At 54.8% G+C, this 25,012-nt stretch carries 18 protein-coding genes; 8 read left to right on the top strand and 10 right to left on the bottom strand.

The window, feature by feature from the left end:
• Positions 1-156: 156 nt before the first annotated feature.
• A complete protein-coding gene (locus CUN67_RS08695) occupies positions 157-1,356 on the bottom strand; it encodes an MFS transporter (protein ID WP_208714893.1) in 1,200 nt (399 codons plus the stop codon).
• 212 nt (positions 1,357-1,568) lie between these two features.
• On the opposite strand from CUN67_RS08695, the gene tus reads away from it, so the two are divergent.
• Positions 1,569-2,498: a DNA replication terminus site-binding protein gene (gene tus, locus CUN67_RS08690; protein ID WP_208714892.1), complete on the top strand. Its 930-nt coding sequence runs from the start codon at positions 1,569-1,571 to the stop codon at positions 2,496-2,498.
• Between the two features lie 39 nt (positions 2,499-2,537).
• On the opposite strand, the gene fumC is transcribed toward tus, so the two are convergent.
• The gene (fumC, locus tag CUN67_RS08685) at positions 2,538-3,935 is read right to left on the bottom strand and encodes a class II fumarate hydratase (RefSeq protein WP_208714891.1); all 1,398 of its coding nucleotides are present in this window, start codon (positions 3,933-3,935) and stop codon (positions 2,538-2,540) included.
• Between the two features lie 200 nt (positions 3,936-4,135).
• Between fumC and manA the strand changes: the two genes are divergently transcribed.
• The 4 genes from manA (at position 4,136) to CUN67_RS08665 (ending at position 10,072) form a co-directional block, all read left to right on the top strand.
• A complete protein-coding gene (manA, locus tag CUN67_RS08680; protein WP_208717122.1) occupies positions 4,136-5,311 on the top strand; it encodes a mannose-6-phosphate isomerase in 1,176 nt (391 codons plus the stop codon).
• Between the two features lie 133 nt (positions 5,312-5,444).
• On the top strand, positions 5,445-6,944 hold the full coding sequence (locus CUN67_RS08675; RefSeq protein ID WP_208714890.1) for a YdgA family protein: 1,500 nt from the start codon (positions 5,445-5,447) through the stop codon (positions 6,942-6,944).
• Between the two features lie 215 nt (positions 6,945-7,159).
• The gene (gene add, locus CUN67_RS08670) at positions 7,160-8,158 is read left to right on the top strand and encodes an adenosine deaminase (RefSeq protein WP_208714889.1); all 999 of its coding nucleotides are present in this window, start codon (positions 7,160-7,162) and stop codon (positions 8,156-8,158) included.
• 270 nt (positions 8,159-8,428) lie between these two features.
• On the top strand, positions 8,429-10,072 hold the full coding sequence (locus CUN67_RS08665; protein ID WP_439332274.1) for a glycoside hydrolase family 19 protein: 1,644 nt from the start codon (positions 8,429-8,431) through the stop codon (positions 10,070-10,072).
• A gap of 51 nt (positions 10,073-10,123) precedes the next feature.
• On the opposite strand, the gene CUN67_RS08660 is transcribed toward CUN67_RS08665, so the two are convergent.
• The 5 genes from CUN67_RS08660 to CUN67_RS08640 all read right to left on the bottom strand — a co-directional run bounded on the left by CUN67_RS08660 (position 10,124) and on the right by CUN67_RS08640 (position 15,805).
• Positions 10,124-11,164: an oxidoreductase gene (locus CUN67_RS08660; protein WP_208714888.1), complete on the bottom strand. Its 1,041-nt coding sequence runs from the start codon at positions 11,162-11,164 to the stop codon at positions 10,124-10,126.
• A 77-nt stretch (positions 11,165-11,241) separates the two neighbouring features.
• The gene (araC, locus tag CUN67_RS08655) at positions 11,242-12,159 is read right to left on the bottom strand and encodes an arabinose operon transcriptional regulator AraC (protein WP_208714887.1); all 918 of its coding nucleotides are present in this window, start codon (positions 12,157-12,159) and stop codon (positions 11,242-11,244) included.
• A gap of 71 nt (positions 12,160-12,230) precedes the next feature.
• On the bottom strand, positions 12,231-13,217 hold the full coding sequence (gene araH, locus CUN67_RS08650) for an L-arabinose ABC transporter permease AraH (protein WP_084874432.1): 987 nt from the start codon (positions 13,215-13,217) through the stop codon (positions 12,231-12,233).
• Between the two features lie 17 nt (positions 13,218-13,234).
• The gene (gene araG, locus CUN67_RS08645; protein ID WP_208714886.1) at positions 13,235-14,755 is read right to left on the bottom strand and encodes an L-arabinose ABC transporter ATP-binding protein AraG; all 1,521 of its coding nucleotides are present in this window, start codon (positions 14,753-14,755) and stop codon (positions 13,235-13,237) included.
• Positions 14,756-14,821: 66 nt separating this feature from the next.
• Positions 14,822-15,805 carry an arabinose ABC transporter substrate-binding protein gene (locus tag CUN67_RS08640; protein WP_208714885.1) on the bottom strand — a complete coding sequence of 328 codons (984 nt, stop codon included), beginning with the start codon at positions 15,803-15,805 and terminating at the stop codon, positions 14,822-14,824.
• 367 nt (positions 15,806-16,172) lie between these two features.
• On the opposite strand from CUN67_RS08640, the gene CUN67_RS08635 reads away from it, so the two are divergent.
• From CUN67_RS08635 to CUN67_RS08625, 3 genes are all read left to right on the top strand, one after another.
• Positions 16,173-17,858: a ribulokinase gene (locus tag CUN67_RS08635; protein WP_208714883.1), complete on the top strand. Its 1,686-nt coding sequence runs from the start codon at positions 16,173-16,175 to the stop codon at positions 17,856-17,858.
• Between the two features lie 12 nt (positions 17,859-17,870).
• Positions 17,871-19,373 (top strand): L-arabinose isomerase, encoded by a 1,503-nt coding sequence (gene araA, locus CUN67_RS08630; RefSeq protein ID WP_208714881.1) that lies wholly within the window; start codon positions 17,871-17,873, stop codon positions 19,371-19,373.
• Positions 19,374-19,492: 119 nt separating this feature from the next.
• Positions 19,493-21,277, top strand: coding sequence for a hypothetical protein (locus CUN67_RS08625; protein ID WP_208714879.1), 1,785 nt, complete (start codon positions 19,493-19,495; stop codon positions 21,275-21,277).
• Positions 21,278-21,455: 178 nt separating this feature from the next.
• Here CUN67_RS08625 and yjfF read toward each other — a convergent pair whose 3' ends face one another.
• Genes yjfF through CUN67_RS08610 form a run of 3 tightly spaced genes read right to left on the bottom strand, consistent with a single transcriptional unit; the run spans position 21,456 to position 24,971 of the window.
• Complete coding sequence (gene yjfF, locus CUN67_RS08620) at positions 21,456-22,445, bottom strand: galactofuranose ABC transporter, permease protein YjfF (RefSeq protein ID WP_208714877.1); 990 nt, start codon at positions 22,443-22,445, stop codon at positions 21,456-21,458.
• Positions 22,442-23,458 (bottom strand): galactofuranose ABC transporter, ATP-binding protein YtfT, encoded by a 1,017-nt coding sequence (ytfT, locus tag CUN67_RS08615; RefSeq protein ID WP_208714875.1) that lies wholly within the window; start codon positions 23,456-23,458, stop codon positions 22,442-22,444. The genes yjfF and ytfT overlap by 4 nt, the downstream gene beginning before the upstream one ends.
• Positions 23,451-24,971, bottom strand: coding sequence for a sugar ABC transporter ATP-binding protein (locus tag CUN67_RS08610; RefSeq protein WP_208714873.1), 1,521 nt, complete (start codon positions 24,969-24,971; stop codon positions 23,451-23,453). The genes ytfT and CUN67_RS08610 overlap by 8 nt, the downstream gene beginning before the upstream one ends.
• Positions 24,972-25,012 lie beyond the last annotated feature (41 nt).

Genomic DNA, 25,012 nt, shown 5'->3' with positions numbered 1-25,012 from the left:
TTAATCCTGAGTTGCGGTCTATCTTGTTGTTTTCATGCCGCGGTAGTGAGTAATCATTGAGCAATAAATATAACAAACACTGTTGCTTTTTAGAAGCCAGGGTCTGTGATGAGGGCACGTATTCATCATTTCCTCAGGCATAAACGCACAGGCTGCTTAATTTATCACTCCCCTTTCCGGTTGCGGGGGAACAGCCGGTAATTTTTGCTTCAGCACCATTACCAGCAGCACGTTAATTAACGCCAGCAGGCAGAGTAACCACAGCGTGGCACTGGCACCCAGATGCTGAAAAACGTAGCCGCCAATCAGTGGCGTCAGTGCCTGACCGATCAATGCCGGACGCGCCATGCGCCCCACTACGACGGCGTAGGCTTCTGGTTTGACCATTACCAGCGGCAAAGTTCCGCGCACAATAGCACGTAAACCATTTCCGGCACCGTACAACACCATACTTAGCAGCGCAAACTGCGGGAAACAGGCCAGTAACAGTAAGCCTATCGCCACCAAACCGACCGAGAAGAAGGTGGTCCAGATAGGATGACCGCGTTTAAAAGCGATATCGACAATACGCGATCCGACCTGGCAAGGCCCGAGAATGGCGCTGATCGCCAGTGCAGCGGTCAGGGAATGGCCGCTGGCCTGTAGCAGGGTAATCAGTTGTACCGAGATGGCGGTCATAATCACCGAAGCTAGGGTGAAAATGCTGCATAGCAGCCAAAACAAATCGGGTGACAAATCGCTTTTCGCAGCAACTTTCGGATATTTTCCGCGGCACTTTTTACCTGCTGTAGCGGGTAGCGCATAGAGATAAGCCGGCAGCACACCCACACAGAGGAGTAACGCGATGGCAAAACAGGCTCCGCGCCACTCCAGCCAGTGGATCAGCAACGCCGTTCCTGGCCACACCAGCGTGGTACAGAAACCGGAAATCAGCGTGATGCCGGTAATCGCTCCGCGCGCCTGCCCACCATATAAAGTACCCAGGGTGGCAAACAACGCATCATACAAGCCCATCGCCATGCCAATGCCGATAATCACCCAGGCGAAAAGGAACAGCGCCAGGTTGTGGCTGGCCCCCATCATCACCAGGCCGATGGCCATCACCGCCCCACTCGCGGCCAGCAACGAGCGGCCCCGGTCACGGGCAATCAGACGGCCACTCAACGGCGCGAGCAAGCCGGAAACCAGAATACCCAGCGACAACGCACCATAAACCCACTGCTGTGACCAGCCGGTTTCCGCGACAATGGGACCCGCCATCACCGCCATCAGATAAAATGAACCTCCCCAGGAGAGGATTTGAACCAGCCCGAGGGTGATGATGGCGGGAACGCCGGGCTTCGCGTGTTGCTCCACAAGAATATTCCGTTAGCAGGCAAAGCAGTTGTTATAACACGTTAATCTATTGTGAAAAACGCTAAAGCCTTCTGCTTAACAGAATCCTTACGCCGTCGCAGCAGGCCTGTTCGAATTGTCGCTGCTTCTAAGTATGTTGTAATTATAACGCACACTTGCCAGGCACCTCTTTCGCTGCCACATTGGGTATGTTGTAACTAGGGAGACATTGCATGGCTCGTTACGATTTGATTTCCGACCTGCATGCCTGCGTTAACACGCTGGAGCAGAACTTAGGCGCGTTACGCCAGCAGGTCGAGCAGCAACCGCTGTTGATTGCCAGAGTGTTCAGCCTGCCTGATATCGAAAAAGGCCACGAACATGATGAAATTTCGCGTATCAAAGTGACCCAGCATCTGGGGGATGCCGCACGCGAAATGGCGCTGGCCCACTACTGCCGGCTGTTTATGCAGCATCAGTCGGAGAAACTCAGTACCAAGGCGGCAGTGCGTCTGCCGGGTGCGATCTGCATCGAAGCCGACCAGGCCAGTAGCGACACCATCATCGGGTTAGTGGCTGAGATTAACGCGCTTAAGCAGCGCCTTGAGCAGCTGATCACGGTGGAGTCTGGCTTACCAAGTGAGGCACGTTTCGAGTTTGTTCACCAGCATTTACGTGGGCTGATTACCCTCAATGCCTACCGCAACGTGACATTGCTGGATGCCCCCGACAGCCTGCGTTTCGGCTGGGCGAATAAGAACATCATCAAAAACGTCAAACGTGAAGAGATCATTGAGCAGCTGGAACGCAGCCTGAAGGCCAATCGGGCGCAAGCCCCGTGGACGCGTGAACAGTGGGCAGAGAAAGTTCAGCAGGAACTGGAAACGGTGCGCGATCTCCCTGCCAGCGCCAGGCTGAAAATCAAACGACCGGTGAAAGTCCAGCCGGTAGCGCGTGTCTGGCGTGCTGATGAAAAGAAGCAAACTCAGCTCGCCTGCCCTTCCCCGATGCTGGTGCTATGTCGCGATCGCAGCCAGGTGCCGGTGCTGGGGGAGTTACTGGATTATGACGCGGATAACGTGGCGCATCGCTATAAGCCACAGGCGGAACCTTTGCATTTGATCATTCCTCGCCTGTATTTATGGTGCGATCGGCTGGCATAAAAAAAGGCCAGCAGCGCTGGCCTTCCCTTCTCGCGCAGCTTACTGTTTCAGGCTGCCGACCATATCTTCCGGGCGTACCCAGGCATCGAACTGTTCTTCGGTCAGATAGCCCAGTTTCAGCGCCGAACCCTTCAACGTCAGCCCTTCTTTATGGGCCTTTTTGGCGATTTCCGCCGCTTTGTCATAACCGATATGGGTATTAAGCGCGGTGACCAGCATCAGTGATTCGTTCAGCAGTTGCTCGATACGATCGCGGTTCGGTTCAATGCCCACTGCACAGTGATGATTAAAGCTGTCCATACCGTCAGCCAGCAGGCGAATGGATTGCAGGAAGTTGTGGATGATCATCGGACGGTACACGTTCAGCTCAAAGTTACCTGATGCGCCGCCCACATTCACCGCCACATCATTACCGATAACCTGACAGCTCAGCATGGTCACCGCTTCGCACTGTGTCGGGTTGACTTTACCCGGCATGATGGAGCTGCCCGGCTCATTTTCCGGAATCGAAAGCTCACCAATGCCACAACGCGGGCCAGAGGAGAGCCAGCGCACATCGTTGGCGATCTTCATCAGCGAGGCCGCCAGGCCTTTCAGTGCACCGTGCGCATGTACCAGCGCATCACAGGTCGCCAGCGCTTCAAATTTGTTCGGGGCCGTCACAAACGGCTGTTTGGTGAGTTCGGCCAGAGCCTTCGCCACACGCACCGCATATTCCGGATGGGTATTGAGGCCAGTACCCACCGCTGTGCCGCCCAGCGCCAGCTCCGTCAGGTGCGGAATACTGTGTTCGATATGTTTGAGGTTATGTTCCAGCATCGCCACCCAGCCAGAAATCTCCTGACCCAGTGTTAACGGGGTGGCATCCTGCAGATGAGTACGACCAATTTTAACGATGTCTTTAAACGCAACCGCTTTGTCATTTAGCGTTTTTTTCAGTATCTGTAATTGCGGAATCAGCTGTTCCTGCACCGCGATAACCGCAGCCACATGCATGGCCGTGGGGAAGACATCATTGGAACTCTGGCTTTTATTGACATCGTCGTTCGGATGCACCAGACGCGACATACCACGCTCGCCGCCCAGAATTTCACTGGCACGGTTGGCCAGCACTTCATTCATATTCATGTTGGTCTGCGTGCCGGAGCCAGTCTGCCAGATCGCCAGCGGAAACTCTTCGCTGTGCTTATCGGCCAGCACTTCGTCAGCAGCCTTCATAATCGCATCGGCACGTTCTGCCGGTAACAGACCCAGATCACGGTTAACCTGAGCGGCGGCACGCTTGGTCAGCGCCAGTGCATGGACCAGAGCGACCGGCATTTTCTCGGTCGAGATACGGAAATGCTCCAGCGAGCGTTGTGTCTGCGCCCCCCATAACTTATCTGCCGGAACTTCGATCGGACCCATTGAGTCTTTTTCAATGCGATGGGCTGCCATGACTGCGTCTCCTTAACTCATATTTTTGAGGTTTACGCCCAGCATCCTCTTGCTGCAAGGTCAACTGAGCGGGCAAGATTGTCACTTTTCAGAATTTTACATTATGAGAGTCATTCGCATTTATTGCACTGGTTGATGTATTTTCAATGGCACTTTATGCCTTAAAATGCTTATAAGCCTATCGTTACTGGGGACAAATGATGCAAAAATTGAACAATTCGTTGCAAAACTACGCATGGGGCAGCAAAACCGCACTGACTGAACTCTACGGCATCGCCAACCCGCAGGGGTTACCGATGGCGGAACTGTGGATGGGCGCTCACCCGAAAAGCCCGTCCACGGTGGAGATCAATGGCGAGAGCCGTTCACTACGTGACGTGATTGATGCGGATAAAACCGCCATGCTGGGTGCTGCCGTGGCGGATCGTTTCGGCGAACTGCCGTTTCTGTTTAAAGTGCTGTGCGCCGACCAGCCGCTATCCATTCAGGTCCATCCCAGCAAAAGCGCGGCTGAAGTGGGTTTCGCCCGGGAAAACGCTGCCGGGATTCCACTGAGCGCCGCCGAGCGTAATTACAAAGATGCCAACCACAAACCCGAGCTGGTTTACGCGCTGACCCCCTTCCAGGCAATGAACGGTTTCCGCGAACTGCATGAAATCGTTTCGCTGCTGGAGCCGGTCGCCGGTGCCCATCCGCAGATTGCCCATTTTCTCGAACATGCTGATGAAGACAATCTGGCAAAACTGTTCGCCACCCTGCTGTCACTGACCGGTGATGCGAAGTCGCTGGCCATCGGAGTACTGAAATCTGCGCTTAACGCCCGTGAGGGTGAACCCTGGCAGACCATCAAAGCGATCGCTGCCGATTATCCCGACGACAGCGGCCTGTTCTCCCCACTGCTGCTGAATGTCATTACCCTGCAACCGGGCGAAGCGATGTTCCTGTTTGCCGAAACCCCGCACGCTTACCTGAAAGGTGTGGCGCTGGAAGTGATGGCGAACTCGGATAACGTGCTGCGCGCCGGTCTGACACCAAAATTTATCGACATCCCGGAGTTGCTGGCCAACCTGAAATTCCACGCCAAACCGGCCGCTACGCTGCTGACCCAGCCGCAACAGCAGGGAGACACGCTGAATTTCCCGATCCCGGTCGAGGATTTTGCTTTCGCCATTCATACCCTGCATGCTCAGCCACAAACGCTGGCCCAGCAAAGCGCCGCGTTGCTGTTTTGCATTGAAGGCCAGGCAATGATTGAGAAAGCTGGCGAGCAGCTGGTATTGCAGCCGGGTGAATCCTGTTTTATCGCGGCTTCTGAGTCACCGGTCACCGCCGCAGGCACTGGTCGTCTGGCACGCGTGTTCAACGCCCTCCACTGAAGCGGCTGACGCCCGCATCGTTAGCTGCTATCATTTTCAAACTATTAATTAAAAACGCCTGCGGGCGTTTTTCTTCACCCGTCGCGCACAGGCCAGCAGCGTATGCGGACGCAAGGATAAGGACGACTCAGCGATGAAAAAGACCAAGGTTGCCGTAGGTGTGATTGTGGCTCTCGGGGTAATCTGGACCGGTGCCGCCTGGTTCACCGGCAAGCAACTGGAAAGCCATATCGATCAGATGGTGCAAAACGCCAATGCGCGACTCAACGCTTACGCGCCGAACAGCCGCCTGACGCTCAGCTATCAGGATTACCAGCGCGGCCTGTTCAGCAGCAAAGCCCGACTGGTGTTGCAGGCCAGTTCGCAAACTGAGGACAACCCGCTGCTGAAGCCGGGTCAAAGCATTGTGTTGAATACGGTTATCGATCACGGCCCCTTCCCTTTTTCACAGCTGAAGCGTGGCGTGTTCATCCCGAGCATGGCATCGGTACATAGCGAGCTGGAAAACACCGATGCGGTGAAAAAACTGTTCGAGCTGACTAACGGCAAATCGCTGGTCAGTGCCGATACCCGCGTTGGCTACAGCGGTGCCACTGACACTGCCCTGGCGCTGTTACCGGCTGATTATCAGGATGCGCAGAATGGCGTGCGTCTGGCGACCAACGGCGGCACGCTGAATATTAGCGCAGATGAGAAAGGCGACAATATTGGCCTGCAGGGTGATTTTTCCAGCATTGCTTTCGCCAGCAAGAACGAAGTCAACCAGCCGGTGCTGTTTACCCTTAATGGCCTGAAGGTGAATGGTGACACCCACCTTAGCCCGGAAGGGGTGCGCGTGGGCGATCAAAGCATTGCGCTGGATAAGCTGACAGCCAGTGTGAATGGTCAGGAAGGTCTGACGCTGGAGAAAATGAACGGCACGTCATCGTTCGACAATAAAGATGGCAAAATTGGCGGTCAGATTGATTATCAGGTCGGGAATATCAGCCTGCAAAAACAGCCTTTTGGCCAGGCTAAAATCACCATGAAGCTGGCGCAGTTTGATGCCCAGGCAGTGAAAGCCTTCTCTGATACTTATAATGCGCAAATTCAGGATTTGCTGAGCCAGCCGGGTCTGATTGATGATCCGATCCGTTATCAGGAAGGCGTACATACTATCCTGATGAACAACCTGCCCACGCTGCTGAAAGGTTCACCGACCCTCAGCATCGCACCGCTGAGCTGGAAGAACGACAAAGGCGAAAGCACCTTTAATCTGAATGTCGGTTTTAACGATCCAGCCAGCGTCACCGGCGATGTGCAGACACTGAGCGCTGCGGTTGATCGTGTGCTGAAAACCCTCGATGGCAAGCTGGTCATTAATATGCCGATGGCAACGGAAGTGATGCGCCATGTCGGCCTGGCAGAAGGATATCAGGGCGATGATGCGCAGAAACTGGCAGATCAGCAGGTAAAAGGACTGGCAGCGATGGGCCAGATGTTCCGTCTGACGCAGCAGCAGGATGATAACATCACCACCAGCCTGCAATACGCTAATGGCCAGGTCACCATGAACGGCGACAAACTGACGCTGGAGCAATTCCTGTCACGTTATATGCTGGGTAGCCAGACCAGCGAAGGGATGCCGGAGTAATTCACTTCAGGTTAATTAGCCTAAGAAAAGCATCAGGGTTCATGTTTATCATGAACCCTTTTTTATATTCATCAGCGCGAAGATAACCTGATTACGATCCCCGCCGGATGCTGATTTATGCAGCATCCGGCCGCCCATTTGCGCAAATCGCTGGCGCTGTTGCGCAATAAATTTTTATAATGCTCTGCACTTCACAATAACTCAGCGAGTGCGCCATGTTTGATTCCAAAATTCCTCTTACCGACATTCACCGCCACCTTGATGGCAACATCCGTGCGCAAACCATCCTTGATTTAGGTCGCCAGTTTAATCTGAGCCTGCCTGCCACCAGCCTTGATGCGCTGCGCCCGCATGTGCAGGTAACGGAAAACGAACCGGACCTGGTGAGCTTTCTGCAAAAACTGGACTGGGGCGTGAAGGTGCTGGGCGATCTTGATGCCTGCCGCCGTATCGCACTGGAAAACGTCGAGGACGCGGCCCGTGCCGGTATTCATTACGCTGAACTGCGCTTTTCACCCGGCTATATGGCGATGACGCATCAGCTGCCGATTGCCGGTGTGGTAGAAGCGGTGATTGATGGTGTGCGTGCCGGTGTGCGGCAATACGGTGTGGATGTACGCCTGATTGGCATCATGAGCCGTACCTTTGGCGAAGAAGCCTGTCTGCGTGAGCTGGAGGGTTTACTGGCGCATCGTGATGGCATCACCGCGGTTGACCTGGCGGGTGATGAGCTGGGCTTCCCGGGCAGTGAATTCCTCAGCCACTTTAACCGCGCCCGCGATGCAGGTTTCCGTATTACCGTGCACGCCGGTGAGGCGGCAGGTCCGGAAAGTATCTGGCAGGCGATTCGTGAACTGGGTGCTGAGCGTATCGGTCATGGCGTGAAGGCGATTGAAGATCGCGCGCTGATGGATTTTCTTGCTGAGCAGCAGATCGGCATCGAGTCCTGCCTGACATCCAACATCCAGACCAGCACCGTGGCTTCCTTCACCAGCCATCCGCTGAAAGCCTTCCTTAATCACGGCATTCTCGCCACCATCAACACCGATGATCCGGCAGTTCAGGGGATTGAGCTGGCACATGAATATCAGGTAGCGGCACCACAGGCCGGACTGAGCGTAGCGGAAATGCGTCAGGCGCAGGAGAATGGCGTGACTATTGCGTTTTTAACCGAGGCAGAAAAAACGGCGTTACGGGCGCGCGTGGCAGGATAACGACACCCTTGTTGCCTTGACGGTCTGACTGCCAAAAAACGGCCTACGGCAGGCTGACCGTCAAGGCCGTGAACCATCCCACTTTTTGGGGTTTCATACCCTACCCTCAGTATCATTAAGGATAGTTCTTTTTTAAATCAAGAATCCATCCGCCTCAAAAATGAATTTGATATTGAACAACATTCAAATAATTCCAGAATGCTTTGATTCGTCTCCTCGGTTTAACCGCGTACATCACGACCTTGTTACGACTTTGAAGAGATGATTTAAGTGAAAAATAAGCAAAAACGCCAGGCGATGACATTATCCCTGCTGACTGTCAGCATGTTGTTATCATTTCAACTACAGGCTTACGACAAATACGATAGCAGCAAAGCCTATGCCGGCGGCGAAAAAGTCACCTGGCAGGGGAATGATTTTCAGGCTCAATGGTATGCCAATCCGGGTGAACAACCGAACCCTGCTGTAACCCACATCTGGGAAAACGTATGGAAAAAAATGGATTCGGCTCCGGGCACCGACCCCACCCCTGATCCAGAACCAGAACCAGAACCAGAACCAGAACCGGCACCACCCACCCCGCCTGAAACCGGCCCCTCTGACTATCCACAATACCAGCCCGGCAATCAGTACCAGATGGGCGACATCGTCAGCAATAAAGGCAACGACTACCAATGTCAGGTCGCGAACTGGTGTAATGGAGAACCTGCCGCTTATGCACCTGGTGACGGCTGGGCATGGCAAGCAGCATGGAGTGTGCACGGTACCGCCCCGGAATCGGGCATGGAAATCAGCCAGAAATCACTGAACGAACGTGAAGAAGCCCTGACAAACACGCCACAACTGGTTGCGGTAAAAAAAGCCATCAGCACGCTGAGTAACGAAAAAGTTGAGCAGATTAAGCCTGGCGCGGCCAGCAATCCTGCTAACGTGAAACGTGTTGAAGAACTGGTGACTGCAGCTAAATGGGACACATTCTTCCCACACCGTGATCCTGCTTACACCTATGAAAATTTCCTGAAGGCAGTAGGGAAATTCCCGGTTCTTTGTGCTGAAAGCGACAATGGACAGGATGCCGATGCGATTTGTAAAAAGACGCTGGCTACCATGTTTGCTCATTTTGTCCAGGAAACCGGCGAGCATGCCGACCAAAGTGATGTAGAACAGTGGCAACAGGGCTTACATTGGGTCCGTGAAATGGGCCTTGATGAAACGTCTTATGATAAATACACGGGCGCAACCTGTAACCCCAACACCTGGCAGGGTAAAGCCTGGCCATGTGCCAAAGACAGCCAGGGCAATGCGTTAAGCTATTTTGGCCGTGGGGCGAAACAGCTGAGCTATAACTTCAACTATGGTGCTTTTTCCCAGGCCATGTTTGGCGATGTGAATGTTTTACTGAAAGAACCCCATCTGGTCGCCGATACCTGGCTCAACCTGGCCAGTGCGATATTTTTCTATGTTCAACCGCAGCCGCCTAAACCCAGCATGCAGGCCGTTATGGATGGCAGCTGGCAGCCAAACGCGGCCGATAAGGCCAATGGGTTGGTGCCTGGTTTCGGCGTGACAACACAAATCATTAACGGTGGTGTGGAATGTGGCGGCAGCGTGGAAATCCAGCAGTCTCTGAACCGTATTGAGTATTACAAGGCATTTGCCAAACAATTAGGGGTAGCCGTACCGGACAGCGAAGTACTGGGTTGTAAGGGAATGAAGCAATTCAGTGAGGACAGTTCGGCGGCGATGCCTTTATTCTGGGTGAAAGACGATAGCTATGTTGCTGCAAATCCGGGTGGCAAGTCTTATGCATGTAAACTGGTTAACTGGCAGGAAAACGATTTTAGCGCGCTGACCCAGGGGGATTACACTCGCTGCGTTAAAGCAAGTTTCCCGGATGTTGTCATCAGGGACTAATCGGTGCTTCATTACTGCCCTCTTCCGCATGCGGAAGAGGGCGTGGGGCAGTTATTTCAGTGACATCGTCTGGCGTTTCTCTGCCGATTGCAGGCCCAGCTCAATCAGCTCCATCACCTGAATCGCTTCTTCCGCGGTGACCGGATTGGCACCGGTACCGGCGATAGCATCACGCACTGCCGCATAATAAGCCGGATAGTTGCCTGGCAGCGTCAGCAAGGCTTTTTCCACCATCACATCGCCATCGGCCAGCGTCAGCACACCATCACGCATATCATAACCCCACTCCTCCTTCGGTGGACGTTCGCCCGCCTTCAGACGATCTTCCTGGGGATCGAGGCCAAATTTCACATAGCTGCCGCGCGTACCGTGCACAATAAAACGCGCCGACTCCGCCGCCGCCAGCATGCTGGCGTGCAGCACCACACGGCGTTGCGGATAAGTCAGCGTGGCATGGAAATAATCGGTGGTTTGCGCACCGCTACGCAGTTCAGCCATATCGACGTTGATGGCAACAGGCGCACCGAACAACTGCAACGCCTGATCGAGCACATGCGGTCCCAGATCGAACCAGATCCCACTGCCCGGCCCTTTCATCTCACGCCAGCGCTGACGGACTTCCGGACGGAAGCGGTCAAAATGCGACTCCAGATAACGCACCTCACCGAGGGTGCCATCAGCCAGCAGCGATTTCAGCGTCAGGAAGTCGCTGTCCCAGCGGCGGTTATGGAACACTGACAGCAGCAGACCTTTCGCTTTTGCCAGCGCATCCAGCTCACGCGCCTGTGACAAAGTGACGGTAAAAGGTTTATCCACCACCACATGTTTTCCGGCATTCAGCGCCGCTTTGGCTAACGGGAAATGGGTATCATTCGGGGTAGGAATTACAATCAGGTGCAGAGTCGGATCGTCCAGCAGCGTCTGGGGATCGGCAACCACCTGCACCGAAGGCCAGTCAGCGTGCACTTTTGTCGCGTCGCTACTGGAGATCGCCGCCAGTTCGACATCTGGCGTTCCGGCGATCAACGGTGCATGGAAAGTTTTGCTGGCAAATCCGTAGCCTATCAGGCCGACACGAAGTTTATCGCTCATTATCATTCCTCTTGTTCGTTACCTGACTGATTTAAGACGAATCAGTCAGTGAGGACAAGAAGGAATCACCTGAAAGCTCAGGAGATCGCACTCCTTGCAGGTTGCCAGCTTTCCTGGGCCACCAGCGCATCCTGTGCATCCTGGCTGCGACGCCGGAAATCACTGGGGCTGACGCCAACGCGTTTACGGAACACGCGCGAAAAATACAGCTGGTCATCATAGCCCACCTCGCGGCCTACCGAGGCGATCGGCTCCTGGGTGGTCTGCAACAACAGTTTGGCGCGGATCACCCGCTGATCTTCACGCCAGCGCAGCAGATTGATGCCCATCTGCTCGCGGAACAAATGCGCCAGGCGTGAGGGCGACAGGCAGACATGGCGCGCCACTTCCTCAATTTTCACCTCACTCGCCAGATGATTAGTGACGTACTGGCAGGCTTCAATCACCCGCGGATCGCGGATTTGCTGATGACTGCGCGGATCTTCTTCCACCGCGCGCAACAGCAAGCGCTCCAGCAGGTTCATCGCCAGTTCTTCGGCAAAACGTCGTCCGGAATTATGTGTCTGTTCAATGCTGGCAAACAGGCGATCAAATTCCGCACGCTGGGCTTCCGGCAGACGCAGACGCCCCACCCCCTGGGATTCATCCTGCCATTGCAGCCAGTCGGTCCAGTAAGCACGCGGGCGGAAATAAACCCAGCGATGGAACCAGCACGGACTATCCGCTGCGCGACCATAGTAGTGCGGGGTTTTCGGCTGAAACAGCAGCATATCGCCAGGCAGGCAATCGAATGCCTGTTCACCATCAAACACCCGACCTTCACCTTTAATGGTCAGATTGAGGATATAGCCTTTCATACCGAGCGGACGGTCGATAAAGAAATCGAGCGGGCCATCGGCGGTAATCGGCGTCAGCCCGGCCACCAGCCAGGCATTAAAGGGATAACCCGGCAATAACGGGTTTTGTTGTGCCACGGGGGGTTCGCGGTGGTACATAATGCCCTCACTTTTCGCGTGATTGATAACCGAAACGGAACGGCTGTCGCCGTTCCGTTGTTGTCACCGATTCAGGCGGCTTTATTTTTCTGTTTGTAACGGTCAAAAATCACCGCCGCTAACAGTATCAAACCGCGCACCACATACTGTGAGAAAGGCGATATATTCAGGAGATTCATCGCATTCTCAACCGTTCCCAGGATTAATACCCCGGCCACCACATACGATATTTTGCCGATACCGCCCTTCAGTGATACCCCGCCCAGCACACAGGCAGAAATCACAATCAGCTCGTAGCCCAGCGAGGTCATCGGCTGGCCGCTGGTCATACGCGACGCCAGAATGATGCCCGCCGCCGCCGAGACTAACCCGGAAAGGATAAAAATGATGATACGGGTACGCACCACCGGTACACCGGCCAGACGCGCCGCTTCCTCGTTGCCCCCAATCGCCAGCGTGTTACGGCCAAAGGTGGTTTTATTCAACAAAAAACCAAACACGATCATGGTGGCGATAGTCAGCCAGATCGGGGCCGGTAAGCCGAACCAGTTGGCATAGCCGAGAGCGAAGAAACGTTCATCTTCGATACCCACCGCTTTACCGTCGGAGAAGATATACGCCAGACCACGCACAATCTGCATCGTTGCCAGCGTGGTGATCAGGGCATTGATCTTCAGCCGGGCAATCACGAATCCGTTAACAAACCCGGTGGCCATACCCAGCAGTAACCCCGCCGCCACCCCGATCCACAGGCTTTCAGTCATGTTGATCACCACGGCAGTGACCACGCCCGCACAGGCGATCACTGAGGCAACCGACAGGTCAAAATCCCCGGAGGCGAGACAGAACAGCATGCCACACGCCACCATGCCCGACATCGACATCGCCAACCCCAGCCCTTTCATATTGATAAAGGAACCAAAGTTGGGGACAAAAATGGTACAGGCAATAAACAGCAGTGCGAACACCACCAGCATGCCGAAGTTATCCCAGATACGTCCCAGTTGCAGGCCGCTGCGCTGCGCCGGTGGCGTATTAGAAGTGGTAGATGAAGCCATAATTGCTCTCCTTTACATCAGGCCACGGCGGCCGCTTGAGTCGTTTTCGGCATCGCCAGGCCCAGCGTCAGCTGCTCCGTGGCACGGTCGTGTGGCAGTTCACCGGCAATTTCGCCTTCACGCATCACCACGATGCGGTCGGCCAGGCCCATCACTTCGGGCAGATCGCTGGAGGCAAACAACACGGCAATACCTTTGTTTGCCAGTTGATAAATCAGGTTATAAATCTCGTGTTTCGCGCCGACATCAATGCCGCGGGTAGGCTCATCCAGCAGAATCACGTTCATCTCCTCCGACAACCAGCGGCCAAGAATCGCTTTCTGCTGGTTACCGCCAGACAGGTTCATGATCAGCTGCTGAGCATGCGGGGTTTTAATGTTGAGCGAACGAATATGGCTGTCGGCATTTTTCGCCTCCCAGCCGGGCTTAATCAGGCAACCGGCCGTGAGATTGTGCCGACGCGCGCTGATGTTGATGTTGTCGCGGACCGAATGCACCGGAATGATGCCCTCCGACTTACGATCTTCCGGACACAACATAATGCCCGCGCGGATCGCATCGAGCGGCTGGCGAATATTGAGTTTTTTACCATCCAGCGACACACTGCCGCCGCGCAGGCGGGTGGCACCGAATAGCCCCTTCATCAATTCACTGCGACCGGCCCCGACAAGGCCGAATAGCCCGACAATTTCGCCAGCCCGTACTTCTAGCGAAATGGGCATACGCACACCCTTCGCCTCCACCTGGTCCAGCTGCAAACGCACGGGGCCCAAATCACGCGGCGCGTAACCATAGATATCCCCCAGATTGCGTCCCACCATCGCCTGTACCAGGTCTTCATGGTGGGTGTTTTTCATATCCGTGAAGGTGCGCACGTAGCGGCCATCTTTAAATACGGTGATGGCATCGCTCAGCGCAAAAATTTCTTCCATGCGATGTGAAACATACAGCACGACCCGACCCTGCTCGCGCAGCTGACGGATCACACGGAACAGGTGTTCGATTTCACGCGCCGACAGCGAGCTGGTTGGTTCATCAAACGCGATAATGCGGGCGTTACGCGCCAGCGCTTTGGCAATTTCCACCATCTGCCACTGGCCGAGCGACAGATATTTCAGCGGCATATCCGGGTCGATATCCATCCCCAGATTTTTCAGCTGGAGACCCGCCTCGTAGCGCAGCAACTTACGGTTGACCAGACCATGACGATGCGGGATCTGGCCGAGGTAGATGTTCTCCGCCACGCTCATTTCCGGCACCAGATGCAGTTCCTGGTAAATGATCGCCACACCGGCATCCAGCGCCTCGGTGGTGTGATTAAAACGTACCGGCTGGCCTTTAATGTGGATCTCGCCCGCAGTGGGCTGATAGCTGCCGCTGAGAATTTTCAGCAACGTAGATTTGCCTGCGCCGTTTTCCCCCATCAGCGCGTGCACTTCACCAGCACGACAACTGAAGGAAATATCCTGAAGCGCTTTCACACCGGGGAACGTCTTGCTGATACCATGAAACGACAGAAAGTCAGAATCAGTGTTCATGGGAACTCCATATCGTGGTGAATAAGGCGCTCTGTCCCCGCGAGGCACAGAGCGCACGCAACGGGATTACATCAGCCCTTTTTTCGCCAGTTCGGTTTTGAAGTTATCGCGGGTGATCAGCACCACGTCGGTGACTTCAGTAAACTTCGCGGGTTCCTGTCCTTTGGTTACCCACTCATACAGCATCTGGCTGCTTTTATAGCCGTGTACGTCAGGGCTGGGCAGCAGTGAGCCGTAGAAACCGGTCGGTTCCCCTTTGGAAAGCTCGCTGACTGCATCCACACCGTTAATACCGATGCCGATCACATCCGGTGCTTTAAAGCCCTGGCCTTCAGTCGCGCGCACGCCTCCCAGCACGGTGTTGTCATTCATGCCGAGGATCAACCAGTGTTTCACCTTCGGATGCTGCACCAGCAGTGAGTTACCGGCGTCAAACGCGCCAGGGATATCATTGGATTTGGTGGGAACCTGATAGATCTGCGCCGCCGGGAAACCGGCCGCTTTCAGCGCATCCATCGAGCCGGTGGTGCGACGACGCGCGGTATCCAGTTCGTTGGCGGTAATCGCCATCACGCCGGTTTCTTTCACATCCCAGCCGCGTTTCTGCATTTCTTTATACAGTTCCTGGCCCTGACGCTCGCCGATTTTGGTCGCCGCCATCATCACCAGTGGCACGGTGTCCATGGGTTTGCCTTTGGCGTTGACGAACTGATCATCGACGGCAATCACTTTCAGGTCATAACTGCGGGCTTTCGCCATAATCGCCGATCCCAGTTTCGGGTCCGGGGTACAGATTACAAAACCCTTCGCACCGCTGGCCGCCAGGCTGTCGATGGCGTTCAGGGTTTTTTCGCCGTCGGGTACAGCGATTTTGATCACTTCAAAGCCGAGATCTTTGCCCGCTTTATCGGCAAAGCGCCACTCAGTCTGGAACCAGGGTTCCTCCGGTTGTTTGACGAGAAAACCGAGCTTCATGGTCTCGGCGATAGCGGAATGTGACATAAGCGCGGCGAGACCAATTGCCGCCAGCGTTTTAGTGAATTTATGCATGATGCTCTCCGGCACAATGATGTTTTTAGCGAGCTTTAAACGAATCGGTGTAAGCGCTACCACACTGTTCTCTCTTACGGGTACAGCGAAAAATCAGCGCGTTAGAACAAGGTTTGTACAAAGGCTGTGCAAACGCTGGGCTAGTTGTAGCGGGAAAAGGTGAGAAAAATGTAGAGCGGTATCACATCCCGGAACGACGACAAAATTCTCCATATATTCAGCAAAATTAACCGGTCATTAACTTTTGCAGTGGATCACGAAATGCCTGTTGATGGCAGAAAAGTGCATATTCTCAGCCGGGGATGACTAACCGCTCCAGCCCACCCATTCCAGGATAAGCGCAGATAACTGACACAGGAGAATTTCAATGGGCGCTGGCGCTATTACCATCGGGCTGGATTTTGGCAGCGATTCCGTCCGGGCCCTGGCCGTGGACTGCCACAATGGCGAAGAACTGGAAAAAGCCGTGGTCAACTATCCGCGCTGGGCTAAAGGGTTGTTTTGCGATGCGCATGCCAACCGCTTTCGTCATCATCCGCAGGACTATATCGATGCGCTGGAACAGGCGCTGGTGACGGTAGTACAAAAACTCAGCCCGGAGCAACGTACCGCCGTGGTGGGGATTGGTGTTGATAGCACTGGCTCAACACCGGCACCCATCGACCGCGATGGCAACGTGCTGGCGTTGCGCCCTGAGTTCGCCGACAACCCCAATGCGATGTTTGTGTTGTGGAAAGATCACACCGCCATAGAAGAAGCGGAGGAGATCAATCAGCTGTGCCACAGCGGCCGCTTCGCCGATTACACCCGCTATATTGGCGGCATTTATTCGTCGGAATGGTTCTGGGCGAAAATCCTGCACGTTTCCCGTGCCGATGCCGCCGTGCGTGACGCCGCTGTCTCCTGGGTAGAACTGTGCGACTGGGTTCCCGCCCTGCTGAGTGGCACCACTGCGCCACAGCAGCTGCGCCGTGGCCGCTGTGCCGCCGGGCATAAGTCCCTCTGGCACCCGGACTGGCAAGGCTTGCCTCCCGCCGAATTCCTTAACGCGCTCGACCCGCTGCTGACCGAACAACTCGACTCTCCGCTGTTCAGCGACACCTGGACTGCGGATGTGCCGGTTGGCACCCTGAGCGCCGAGTGGGCGCAGCGTCTCGGCCTGTCACAACAGGTGGTGCTGTCTGGCGGTGCGTTTGACTGCCATATGGGTGCCGTCGGTGCCGGAGCACAACCCTATACGCTGGTGAAAGTGATTGGCACCTCAACCTGCGACATCCTGATTGCCGACAGCGAAAAAGTGGGCGAACGCGCCATCAAAGGTATTTGCGGCCAGGTGGATGGCAGCGTCATGCCGGGTGCCATCGGCTGCGAAGCCGGGCAATCCGCCTTCGGCGACATTTACGCCTGGTTCAGCCGCCTGCTCGGCTGGCCGCTGCAACAGGCGGCACAGCAACATCCTGAGCTGCAACCTCAGCTGGAGCAGCTGCAAAAAGATCTGATCCGTCAGCTGACTGACGCCTGGGCCGCCGATCCACAGCTCGATCATCTGCCGGTGGTGCTGGACTGGTTCAACGGTCGTCGCACCCCCGATGCGAATCAGCGCCTGAAAGGGGTGATTACCGACCTCAATCTCGGTACCGATGCCCCGGCGCTATTTGGCGGCCTGATCGCGGCCACCGCCTTTGGTGCACGCGCCATTATGGAGTGCTTCGAGCAACAGCAGATCCCGGTGGAAAGCGTGCTGACCCTCGGCGGCATTGCGCGCAAATCCCCGGCCATTATGCAGGCCTGCTGCGACGTGATGAACCGGCCACTGGATATCGTCGCTTCTGACGAATGTTGCGCACTCGGTGCAGCCATTTTTGCCGCAGTCGCCGCTCAGGTTTACGCCGATGTCCCGGCGGCACAACAGGTGATGGCCAGCCCAATCGACGTGACCTTACAACCGGATAGTCAGCGCGTGGCGCGCTATCAACAGCTTTATCAACGCTATCAACATTGGTGCCGGGCCGCTGAACCGCAGTATGCCGCACGCACCGTTTCCGCTAAGTAAAGGAGTGGTTTTATGGAACAGCACAACACACAACAGGTGTGGTTTGTTATTGGTACGCAACACCTCTACGGGGCGGAAACGTTACGCCAGGTGGAACAGCATGCGCGCCAGGTGATGGATGGCCTGAATCAGGCGGGTAGTCTGCCGTTGCAACTGGTGCTCAAACCGCTGGTGAAATCGCCGGATGAGGCGCTGGCACTGTGCCGCGAGGCAAATCACGCCAATGAATGCGTCGGCATTATCACCTGGCTGCACACCTTCTCGCCCGCCAAAATGTGGATCGGCGGGCTGAGTATCCTGAATAAGCCACTGCTGCAATTCCATACCCAGTTCAATGCCGAGATCCCGTGGGACAGCATGGATATGGACTTTATGAACCTGAACCAGACCGCCCACGGTGGCCGCGAGTTCGGCTTTATCGGTGCGCGTATGGGCCTGCAACACAGCGTCGTGACCGGCCACTGGCAGGATAAAGAGAGCCAGCTGCGGATCGGTCGCTGGATCCGTGCCGCCCAGGCGCGTCAGGCCAGCCAGCAGCTGAAAGTTGCCCGTTTCGGTGACAACATGCGCGAAGTGGCTGTCACCGAAGGCGATAAGGTGGCGGCGCAAATTCAGTTTGGCTATGCGGTAAACGGCTGGGGCGTCGGTGATTTAGTCGAGGTGGTGAACAGCGTCAGCGATGGTGACGTCAATGCCCTGATTGATGAATACGAAAGCCACTACCGCTTTACCGACGTGGCGGCTGTGAATGGTGAGAAACGCCAGAATGTGCTGGATGCCGCACGTATTGAACTGGGACTGAAGCGCTTCCTCGATGCGGAAGGCTGCAAAGCCTTTACCACCAACTTCCAGACATTACACGGCATGACGCAGCTGCCGGGTCTGGCGGTGCAACGTCTGATGGGCCAGGGTTACGGTTTTGCCGGTGAAGGTGACTGGAAAACCGCCGCGCTGCTGCACATTCTCAAAGTACAGGCCGGTAATCGCGCTGGCGGCACCTCATTTATGGAGGATTACACTTACCACTTCTCCCCCGGCAACGATCTGGTGCTGGGTTCCCATATGCTGGAAGTGTGCCCATCCATCGCCAAAGAAGAGAAACCGCTGATTGATGTGCAGTTCCTTGGTATTGGTGGCAAAGCCGATCCGGCGCGCCTGATTTTCTCTACCCCGGCCGGACGCGCGGTGAATGCCAGCGTGATCGATCTCGGTGACCGCTTCCGTCTGCTGGTGAATGTGGTGGACGCGATCGAACAACCGAAGCCGTTACCGAAGCTGCCGGTGGCGCGTGCCTTGTGGCGTGCACAACCGTCACTGGCAACGGCATCAGAAGCCTGGATTCTGGCCGGTGGTGCACACCATACGGTGTTCAGCCAGGCGCTGGATCTCGATGACCTCTATCTTTACGGCGAGCTGAACGGTATTGAGGTGCTGGTGATTGATGAAGAGACGCGTTTACCGGCATTTAAGGACGCACTGCGCTGGAATGAGGCCTATTATCGTCTGATGCGTTAAGTGTTTTTTCATATCCTCTCAGGTCGCGATTTATCGCGGCCTTTTTTTTCAGAAAAAATTCCCATCTCTCTCAGCCAAAATAATGCTTAATGGAATCCCCATTCAGGAGAGAAGAAATCATGGATGTAACCCGAAATACTTCAGCCTCAGTCAGTCAGGTCGCGGATGAACCGACACCCGCCACAGCGCAATCGGCTTTAAATGTTAGCCATGTCGTAAATAAACCCACTTTTGATTTATCTTCATTTTATATTTCACCAAACACCCCCATTTCATTCGTCAATATTGATTTTAACGATCGCTCCTACCAAAATATGTGGTCGGGAGCATGGCGAGAGAAACTCGCCACCATGCAACAGGTAATAAAAGAGAAGTATGAGGGTAAAGACTATCGCTTTGCCCGTGTGGGAGATTATCTGCTGGCAAAGCATTATCCTTCTGCCAAAGGTTGTGATTACCGCCCAGCGGAGTTTGATCTCAATGGTAATAATATGGTGGCGCATGGCACCAATGCGGCGGTGTTGCTATATTCGGTAATCAACTGCAACCTGCAAATCGTCCCGGTCATCAAGCAGCTTAAGTTGCTGGGCATGGAGCATCAATATATTAAAGACCAGAGCGAGGGCAATTATTATCAGCTTTGCAGTGGTGTGCGTGTCACCGGGCTGTATTATAGTTCAGCTGATTTTAGCGACGAGAAGCAAATGGCGATGGCCGCGGCGAAAAATGGCGATGGTTCTTTCGGTTCAATGCAGGTCGTCATATTTGGCGATGGCTATGACCGGGGAGATCTACTGCAAGACGCAGATAATCAGGAAACTCGTAAAATGGTCAATATTCGCGGTGTAGCGGCCAGGAATACGCAGGAGAAAAATATTATACTGGAATCTTTCAGGGAAATATACGACACCACCCGAAATGAAAAGATAAAAACACTGTATGTCTGTACTTTCGACATCCTCGACGAGACACTCTATAAAAGAGACATTAATGGCAGACCCGACCTGCGTTATATCCTGGCCAGCAGTGATACGATAGATTCATTATCCCACCCTTCCTTAAATCTCACCCATATTGAAAATAACCCGACAGGCTTACTGGAAAACTACCTGATTGATAAGGACACGCCAATTTCTTTTGAGAACATTAATTTCGAAGACCAAGCCATGCTGTTCCGCATCTGGGATATTACCGCCCGATATGAACTGGATAAAATACGTCAAGACTTAAAAGCAACCTATGCTGATGGCAATTTCCCCTGCAAAACGATCGGCGAGTATCGTGCCAGCCTTCCGGCACCGCAGCCTGGCGATATCAATTTCCGCCCTGCTGCGTTTGATCCAGATAAGAACAACGTCGCCCACGGCACCAATCTGGATGTGGTGACCCATGCCATTATTAATTGCGGCCTGCAACTGGTGCCAGGTATGGAGCAGCTGCTGCGTCTGGGACAACAGCATGAATATACCGACAAGGCCAACCCGGAATTGTCCTGGCTGCTAAGTGTGGCAGTGCGAGCAACAACACTGAGTAATCTGCATAGCAATTTCCATGATGCCGAGAGTTTTGCTCGTGAGGCAGCGAAGGAAACCACCAATCTGCTCAGTGCCATTCAGGTGGTGGTGATTGGAGATGGCGTTAATCAACGCGATATGTATGCCAATCTCAATAACGAGTCTGCTTTTGAACGCATCAATATCTGGTTGCTGGCGTTAAAAGACGACAATGACAAAAGAATCGTAATGGATTGGTTGCGGCTGGTCAGGGACACGCTGGGCATTGAGGAAATCAATAAACTGAGGTTTTGTACCTTTGAAGACATCGACGACTGCCGCTGGGAAGATAGCCATCCGGTGCGCCCCAAACTGGCAGAATTAATGGAGAAATCGCACACCATCGAATAAAGGTTTGCATTAATTCGTAGCGGCACGACAGCACAGACTCTTGTACCTTCATGACATAGATATACGTGATAAAAAACAGGAGGCCCTCCCGGGCCTCCTCAACGGTGTTTCACAAAGACCGTACTGTCAACGGTATTCCAGAAACATCGTCACAAACTTCCCTAATGGTGGTGCAATGCTACGAGGATGATAACCGTTTAACCGGCGCGTTCTGCTGGCGATCCCACATTACTGTCAGCAGGCGTTGCAGCGCGATAAAGGCAAACAACAAAATACCGATGGCGATTTTGGTCCACCACGAACTCAGGGTGCCGTCGAAGTTAATCCAGGTCTGAATCAACCCCTGAATCAGCACACCAAACAGCGTACCAAGTACGGTGCCGACACCGCCGGAAAGCAGCGTACCGCCGATCACTACGGAGGCTATCGCATCAAGTTCCACCCCCAGTCCGGCCAGCGCATAACCCGCCGAGGTATAGATGGAAAACACAATGCCCGCCAGCGTCGCCAGCGTGGTCGATAACATATAGATCTTGATGGTGGTGGCACGGGTTGAGATGCCCATCAACTGGGCTGAAGTCAGGTTGCCGCCGATGGCATACACCTGATTGCCAAAACGCGTGCGGTGCGCCAGCAGAATGCCGCCAATCACCACCACCAGCATAATCACCGCCAGCAGGCTCAGACGCCCGCCGCCGGGAATTTTCCATGCCAGGCTCGACAGCGTGGTATACAGCGGATGGTCGATGGGAATGGAGTTTTCCGACACCAGATAGCTGCAACCACGCAGGAAAAACATCCCGGCCAGCGTGATGATAAACGCCGGGATTTTCAGTGCATCGATCAGCCAGCCCATCATGGCACCAAATGCCGCCCCCAGCGCCAGAATCAGCGCAAACGCCAGCAACGGATCAACGTGATAATCTCCGATCAGGCGGGCGAGAAACACGCCACTAAAGGCGATCACCGCCCCCACCGACAAATCAATGCCGCCAGACAGAATGACGAAGGTCATTCCCACAGCGATGATGCCGAGAAAGGCGTTATCGGTCAGGATATTACAAATCACCCGTGTTGAGGCGAAACCGGGAAACTGGCTCAGGCAGAACAGATACCCGGCGACAAACACCAGCAGGGTAATCATCAGAGGAAGATGGCGTTTAATCATGATGGACGTCTCCGTTTCAGCATGGCGATAAAGCGCGGTGACTGAATCAGCAACACGCACATCACCACGATCGCTTTCACCACCTGGTTCAGTTCCGGCGGGAATCCTGACAACAATATCCCGGTATTCATCGACTGAATAATCAGCGCGCCAATCAGCGACAGCACCAGATTAAAACGTCCGCCCATCAGCGATGCGCCGCCAATCACCACCGCCAGAATCGCATCCAGCTCAAGCCATAATCCGGCGTTGTTGGCATCCGCGCCACGGATATCCGCAGCAACAATCAAACCCGCCACCGCCGCACAGACACCGCTGATAACGTAAGTGGACATCACCACCAGCCAGCCAGTAACCCCGGCATTACGCGCCGCGCGCAGGTTGATCCCCACCGCTTCGATAAACAACCCCAGCGCGGTTTTGCGCGTCAGCAGCCACACGGCCAGCGCCACCACCAGCGTAATCCACACCGGCACCGGAAAAAGCCATAACGAACCGCTGCCGAACCACGCGAGGTTGTCATTATCGAAGGTGACGATTTGCCCCTGGGTGATCAGCTGCGCCACACCGCGCCCGGCCACCATCAAAATCAGCGTGGCGACGAATGGCTGGATGCGTAACAACGCCACCAGCACACCGTTCCACAAACCGCATGCCAGGCCGGTGCCGAGCGTCGCGAGAATGACAAACGACAAGCTGTGTCCCGCCACCGTCAGGGTGGCCGCCGTGGCCCCGGCGATGGCCATCACCGCGCCTACTGACAAATCAATACCGCCGGTGGCAATCACCAGCGTCATCCCCACCGCCAGCAATGCCACCGGCGCCGCGCGGTTGAGAATATCGATCGGGCTGCCAAACAGGCGACCATCCTGCACATGCACGGCAAAAAAGTTGTTGGCGACCAGGCTATCCACCAGCAACACCAGGATCAGGGCGGCGATCTGCGGCATACCCGGTGGCAGTTTCGGTTTGCGACGATTGGTTTTTTCAGACGTCATATCGGATTCAAGCATGTTGTGCTCCTCCGTGGGCGATGGCGTTAACAATCGACGCCACCGACAGCTGCTCAAGGGGGATCTCCGCCACCTGCTTCAAATCACGCATAATCAGCACGCGATCGGCGTAGCCCACCAGTTCTTCGAGTTCAGAGGAGATAACCAGCAGCGCCAGTCCATCGGCGCACAGGGATTCAATCAGACGAATAATCTCAGCATGGGCACCAACATCGATGCCGCGCGTCGGCTCGTCGAGGATGAGAAACTGCGGTTTAGTCACCAGCCAGCGTGAGAGCAACACTTTCTGCTGATTACCGCCGGACAATAACTCAACCGGTTGATCGGCATTCGGTGTACGTATCCCCAGGCTTTTAATAAAGCGTTCGGCTATCGCCTGTTGTTCACGCTTTTTAATCGGACGCAGCCAGCCGCGCTGCGCCTGCAACGCGAGGATAATATTTTCTCGCACCGAGGCCTTACCAATAATGCCGTCGGTTTTGCGGTCCTCCGGGCAGAACCCCATACCCAGTTTCGAGGCTTTCGCCGGGGTGCGAATCTGCTGCACTTTGCCTTTGATGGTGGCAGTGCCGCGATCGGCTCGTCGGATACCAAACAACACTTCGGCGGTTTCGGTACGCCCCGAACCCAACAGCCCGGCCAGCCCGACCACTTCGCCTGGCCGTACCTGCAAACTGAACGGCTCGATGGTGCCCTTCTTACCGTAATCTTCAAACGCCACCACCGGCTGATTGCTGCGTAAGGTGCTGCCCTGACGCTGCAACGCGGTTTCCAGCAGCTCACGTCCCAGCATCAGTTTGATCAACTCAATGCGCGGCAGCGTCGCGGTATCGCGAGTGGCGATAAACTGCCCATTGCGCAGCACTGTGATACGGTCGGTGATGCGATAGACCTGATCAAGAAAATGGGTGACAAAAATCAGGCTCATCCCTTTGGCTTTTAACTGCGCCATCAGGGTAAATAACATTTCAACTTCGCTGGCATCGAGGCTGGCGGTCGGTTCATCAAGGATCAACACCTGCGCCGACAGATCCACCGCCCGGCAAATAGCGATAATCTGCTGCATCGCCACCGAGTAATGGCCCAGCTGCCGTGTCACATCCAGCGCAAAACCGTATTTACGCATCAGCGCATCGGCGTCGCGTACCATACGTTTGCGATCGATCATGCCAAAGCGACGTGGTTCACGACCGATATAGAGATTATCCGCCACCGACATATTCGGCAGCAGGTTCACTTCCTGGTAAACGGTGCCAATCCCCATGGCCTGCGCATCGCCGGTATTATGCGGCGCTATGGTCTGGCCGTTGAGGGTAATCACCCCGGCATCGCGGGTGTATACACCGGTCAGCACTTTGATCAGCGTCGATTTGCCGGCACCGTTCTCCCCCAGCAGCGCCATAATTTCGCCTTTGCGGATGCTGAAAGAGACGTTATCCAGTGCCTTAACGCCCGGAAAACCTTTGCTGACGCCGCTGATGGTCAGCAGTGCTTCTTGTTGTGATGTACTCATACGGATCTGCCTCGCCTTACGTCATGAAAACCGCCCCGAAG

Source organism: Pantoea cypripedii, assembly GCF_011395035.1.
Taxonomy (GTDB): domain Bacteria; phylum Pseudomonadota; class Gammaproteobacteria; order Enterobacterales; family Enterobacteriaceae; genus Pantoea; species Pantoea cypripedii_A.
Note: the sequence above shows the minus strand (reverse complement) of the source record. Positions and strands in the feature narration are given on the sequence as shown.

What these genes read in the sequence shown, in the direction of transcription:
- araH (WP_084874432.1), bottom strand. Translation starts at nt 13,217, where the DNA reads ATGGCTTCATCTACCACTTCTAATACGCCACCGGCGCAGCGCAGCGGC.
- araA (WP_208714881.1), top strand. Translation starts at nt 17,871, where the DNA reads ATGGAACAGCACAACACACAACAGGTGTGGTTTGTTATTGGTACGCAA.
- tus (WP_208714892.1), top strand. Translation starts at nt 1,569, where the DNA reads ATGGCTCGTTACGATTTGATTTCCGACCTGCATGCCTGCGTTAACACG.
- araC (WP_208714887.1), bottom strand. Translation starts at nt 12,159, where the DNA reads ATGTACCACCGCGAACCCCCCGTGGCACAACAAAACCCGTTATTGCCG.
- CUN67_RS08640 (WP_208714885.1), bottom strand. Translation starts at nt 15,805, where the DNA reads ATGCATAAATTCACTAAAACGCTGGCGGCAATTGGTCTCGCCGCGCTT.
- CUN67_RS08635 (WP_208714883.1), top strand. Translation starts at nt 16,173, where the DNA reads ATGGGCGCTGGCGCTATTACCATCGGGCTGGATTTTGGCAGCGATTCC.
- yjfF (WP_208714877.1), bottom strand. Translation starts at nt 22,445, where the DNA reads ATGATTAAACGCCATCTTCCTCTGATGATTACCCTGCTGGTGTTTGTC.
- manA (WP_208717122.1), top strand. Translation starts at nt 4,136, where the DNA reads ATGCAAAAATTGAACAATTCGTTGCAAAACTACGCATGGGGCAGCAAA.
- ytfT (WP_208714875.1), bottom strand. Translation starts at nt 23,458, where the DNA reads ATGCTTGAATCCGATATGACGTCTGAAAAAACCAATCGTCGCAAACCG.
- CUN67_RS08610 (WP_208714873.1), bottom strand. Translation starts at nt 24,971, where the DNA reads ATGAGTACATCACAACAAGAAGCACTGCTGACCATCAGCGGCGTCAGC.
- CUN67_RS08625 (WP_208714879.1), top strand. Translation starts at nt 19,493, where the DNA reads ATGGATGTAACCCGAAATACTTCAGCCTCAGTCAGTCAGGTCGCGGAT.
- CUN67_RS08660 (WP_208714888.1), bottom strand. Translation starts at nt 11,164, where the DNA reads ATGAGCGATAAACTTCGTGTCGGCCTGATAGGCTACGGATTTGCCAGC.
- araG (WP_208714886.1), bottom strand. Translation starts at nt 14,755, where the DNA reads ATGAACACTGATTCTGACTTTCTGTCGTTTCATGGTATCAGCAAGACG.
- add (WP_208714889.1), top strand. Translation starts at nt 7,160, where the DNA reads ATGTTTGATTCCAAAATTCCTCTTACCGACATTCACCGCCACCTTGAT.
- CUN67_RS08675 (WP_208714890.1), top strand. Translation starts at nt 5,445, where the DNA reads ATGAAAAAGACCAAGGTTGCCGTAGGTGTGATTGTGGCTCTCGGGGTA.
- fumC (WP_208714891.1), bottom strand. Translation starts at nt 3,935, where the DNA reads ATGGCAGCCCATCGCATTGAAAAAGACTCAATGGGTCCGATCGAAGTT.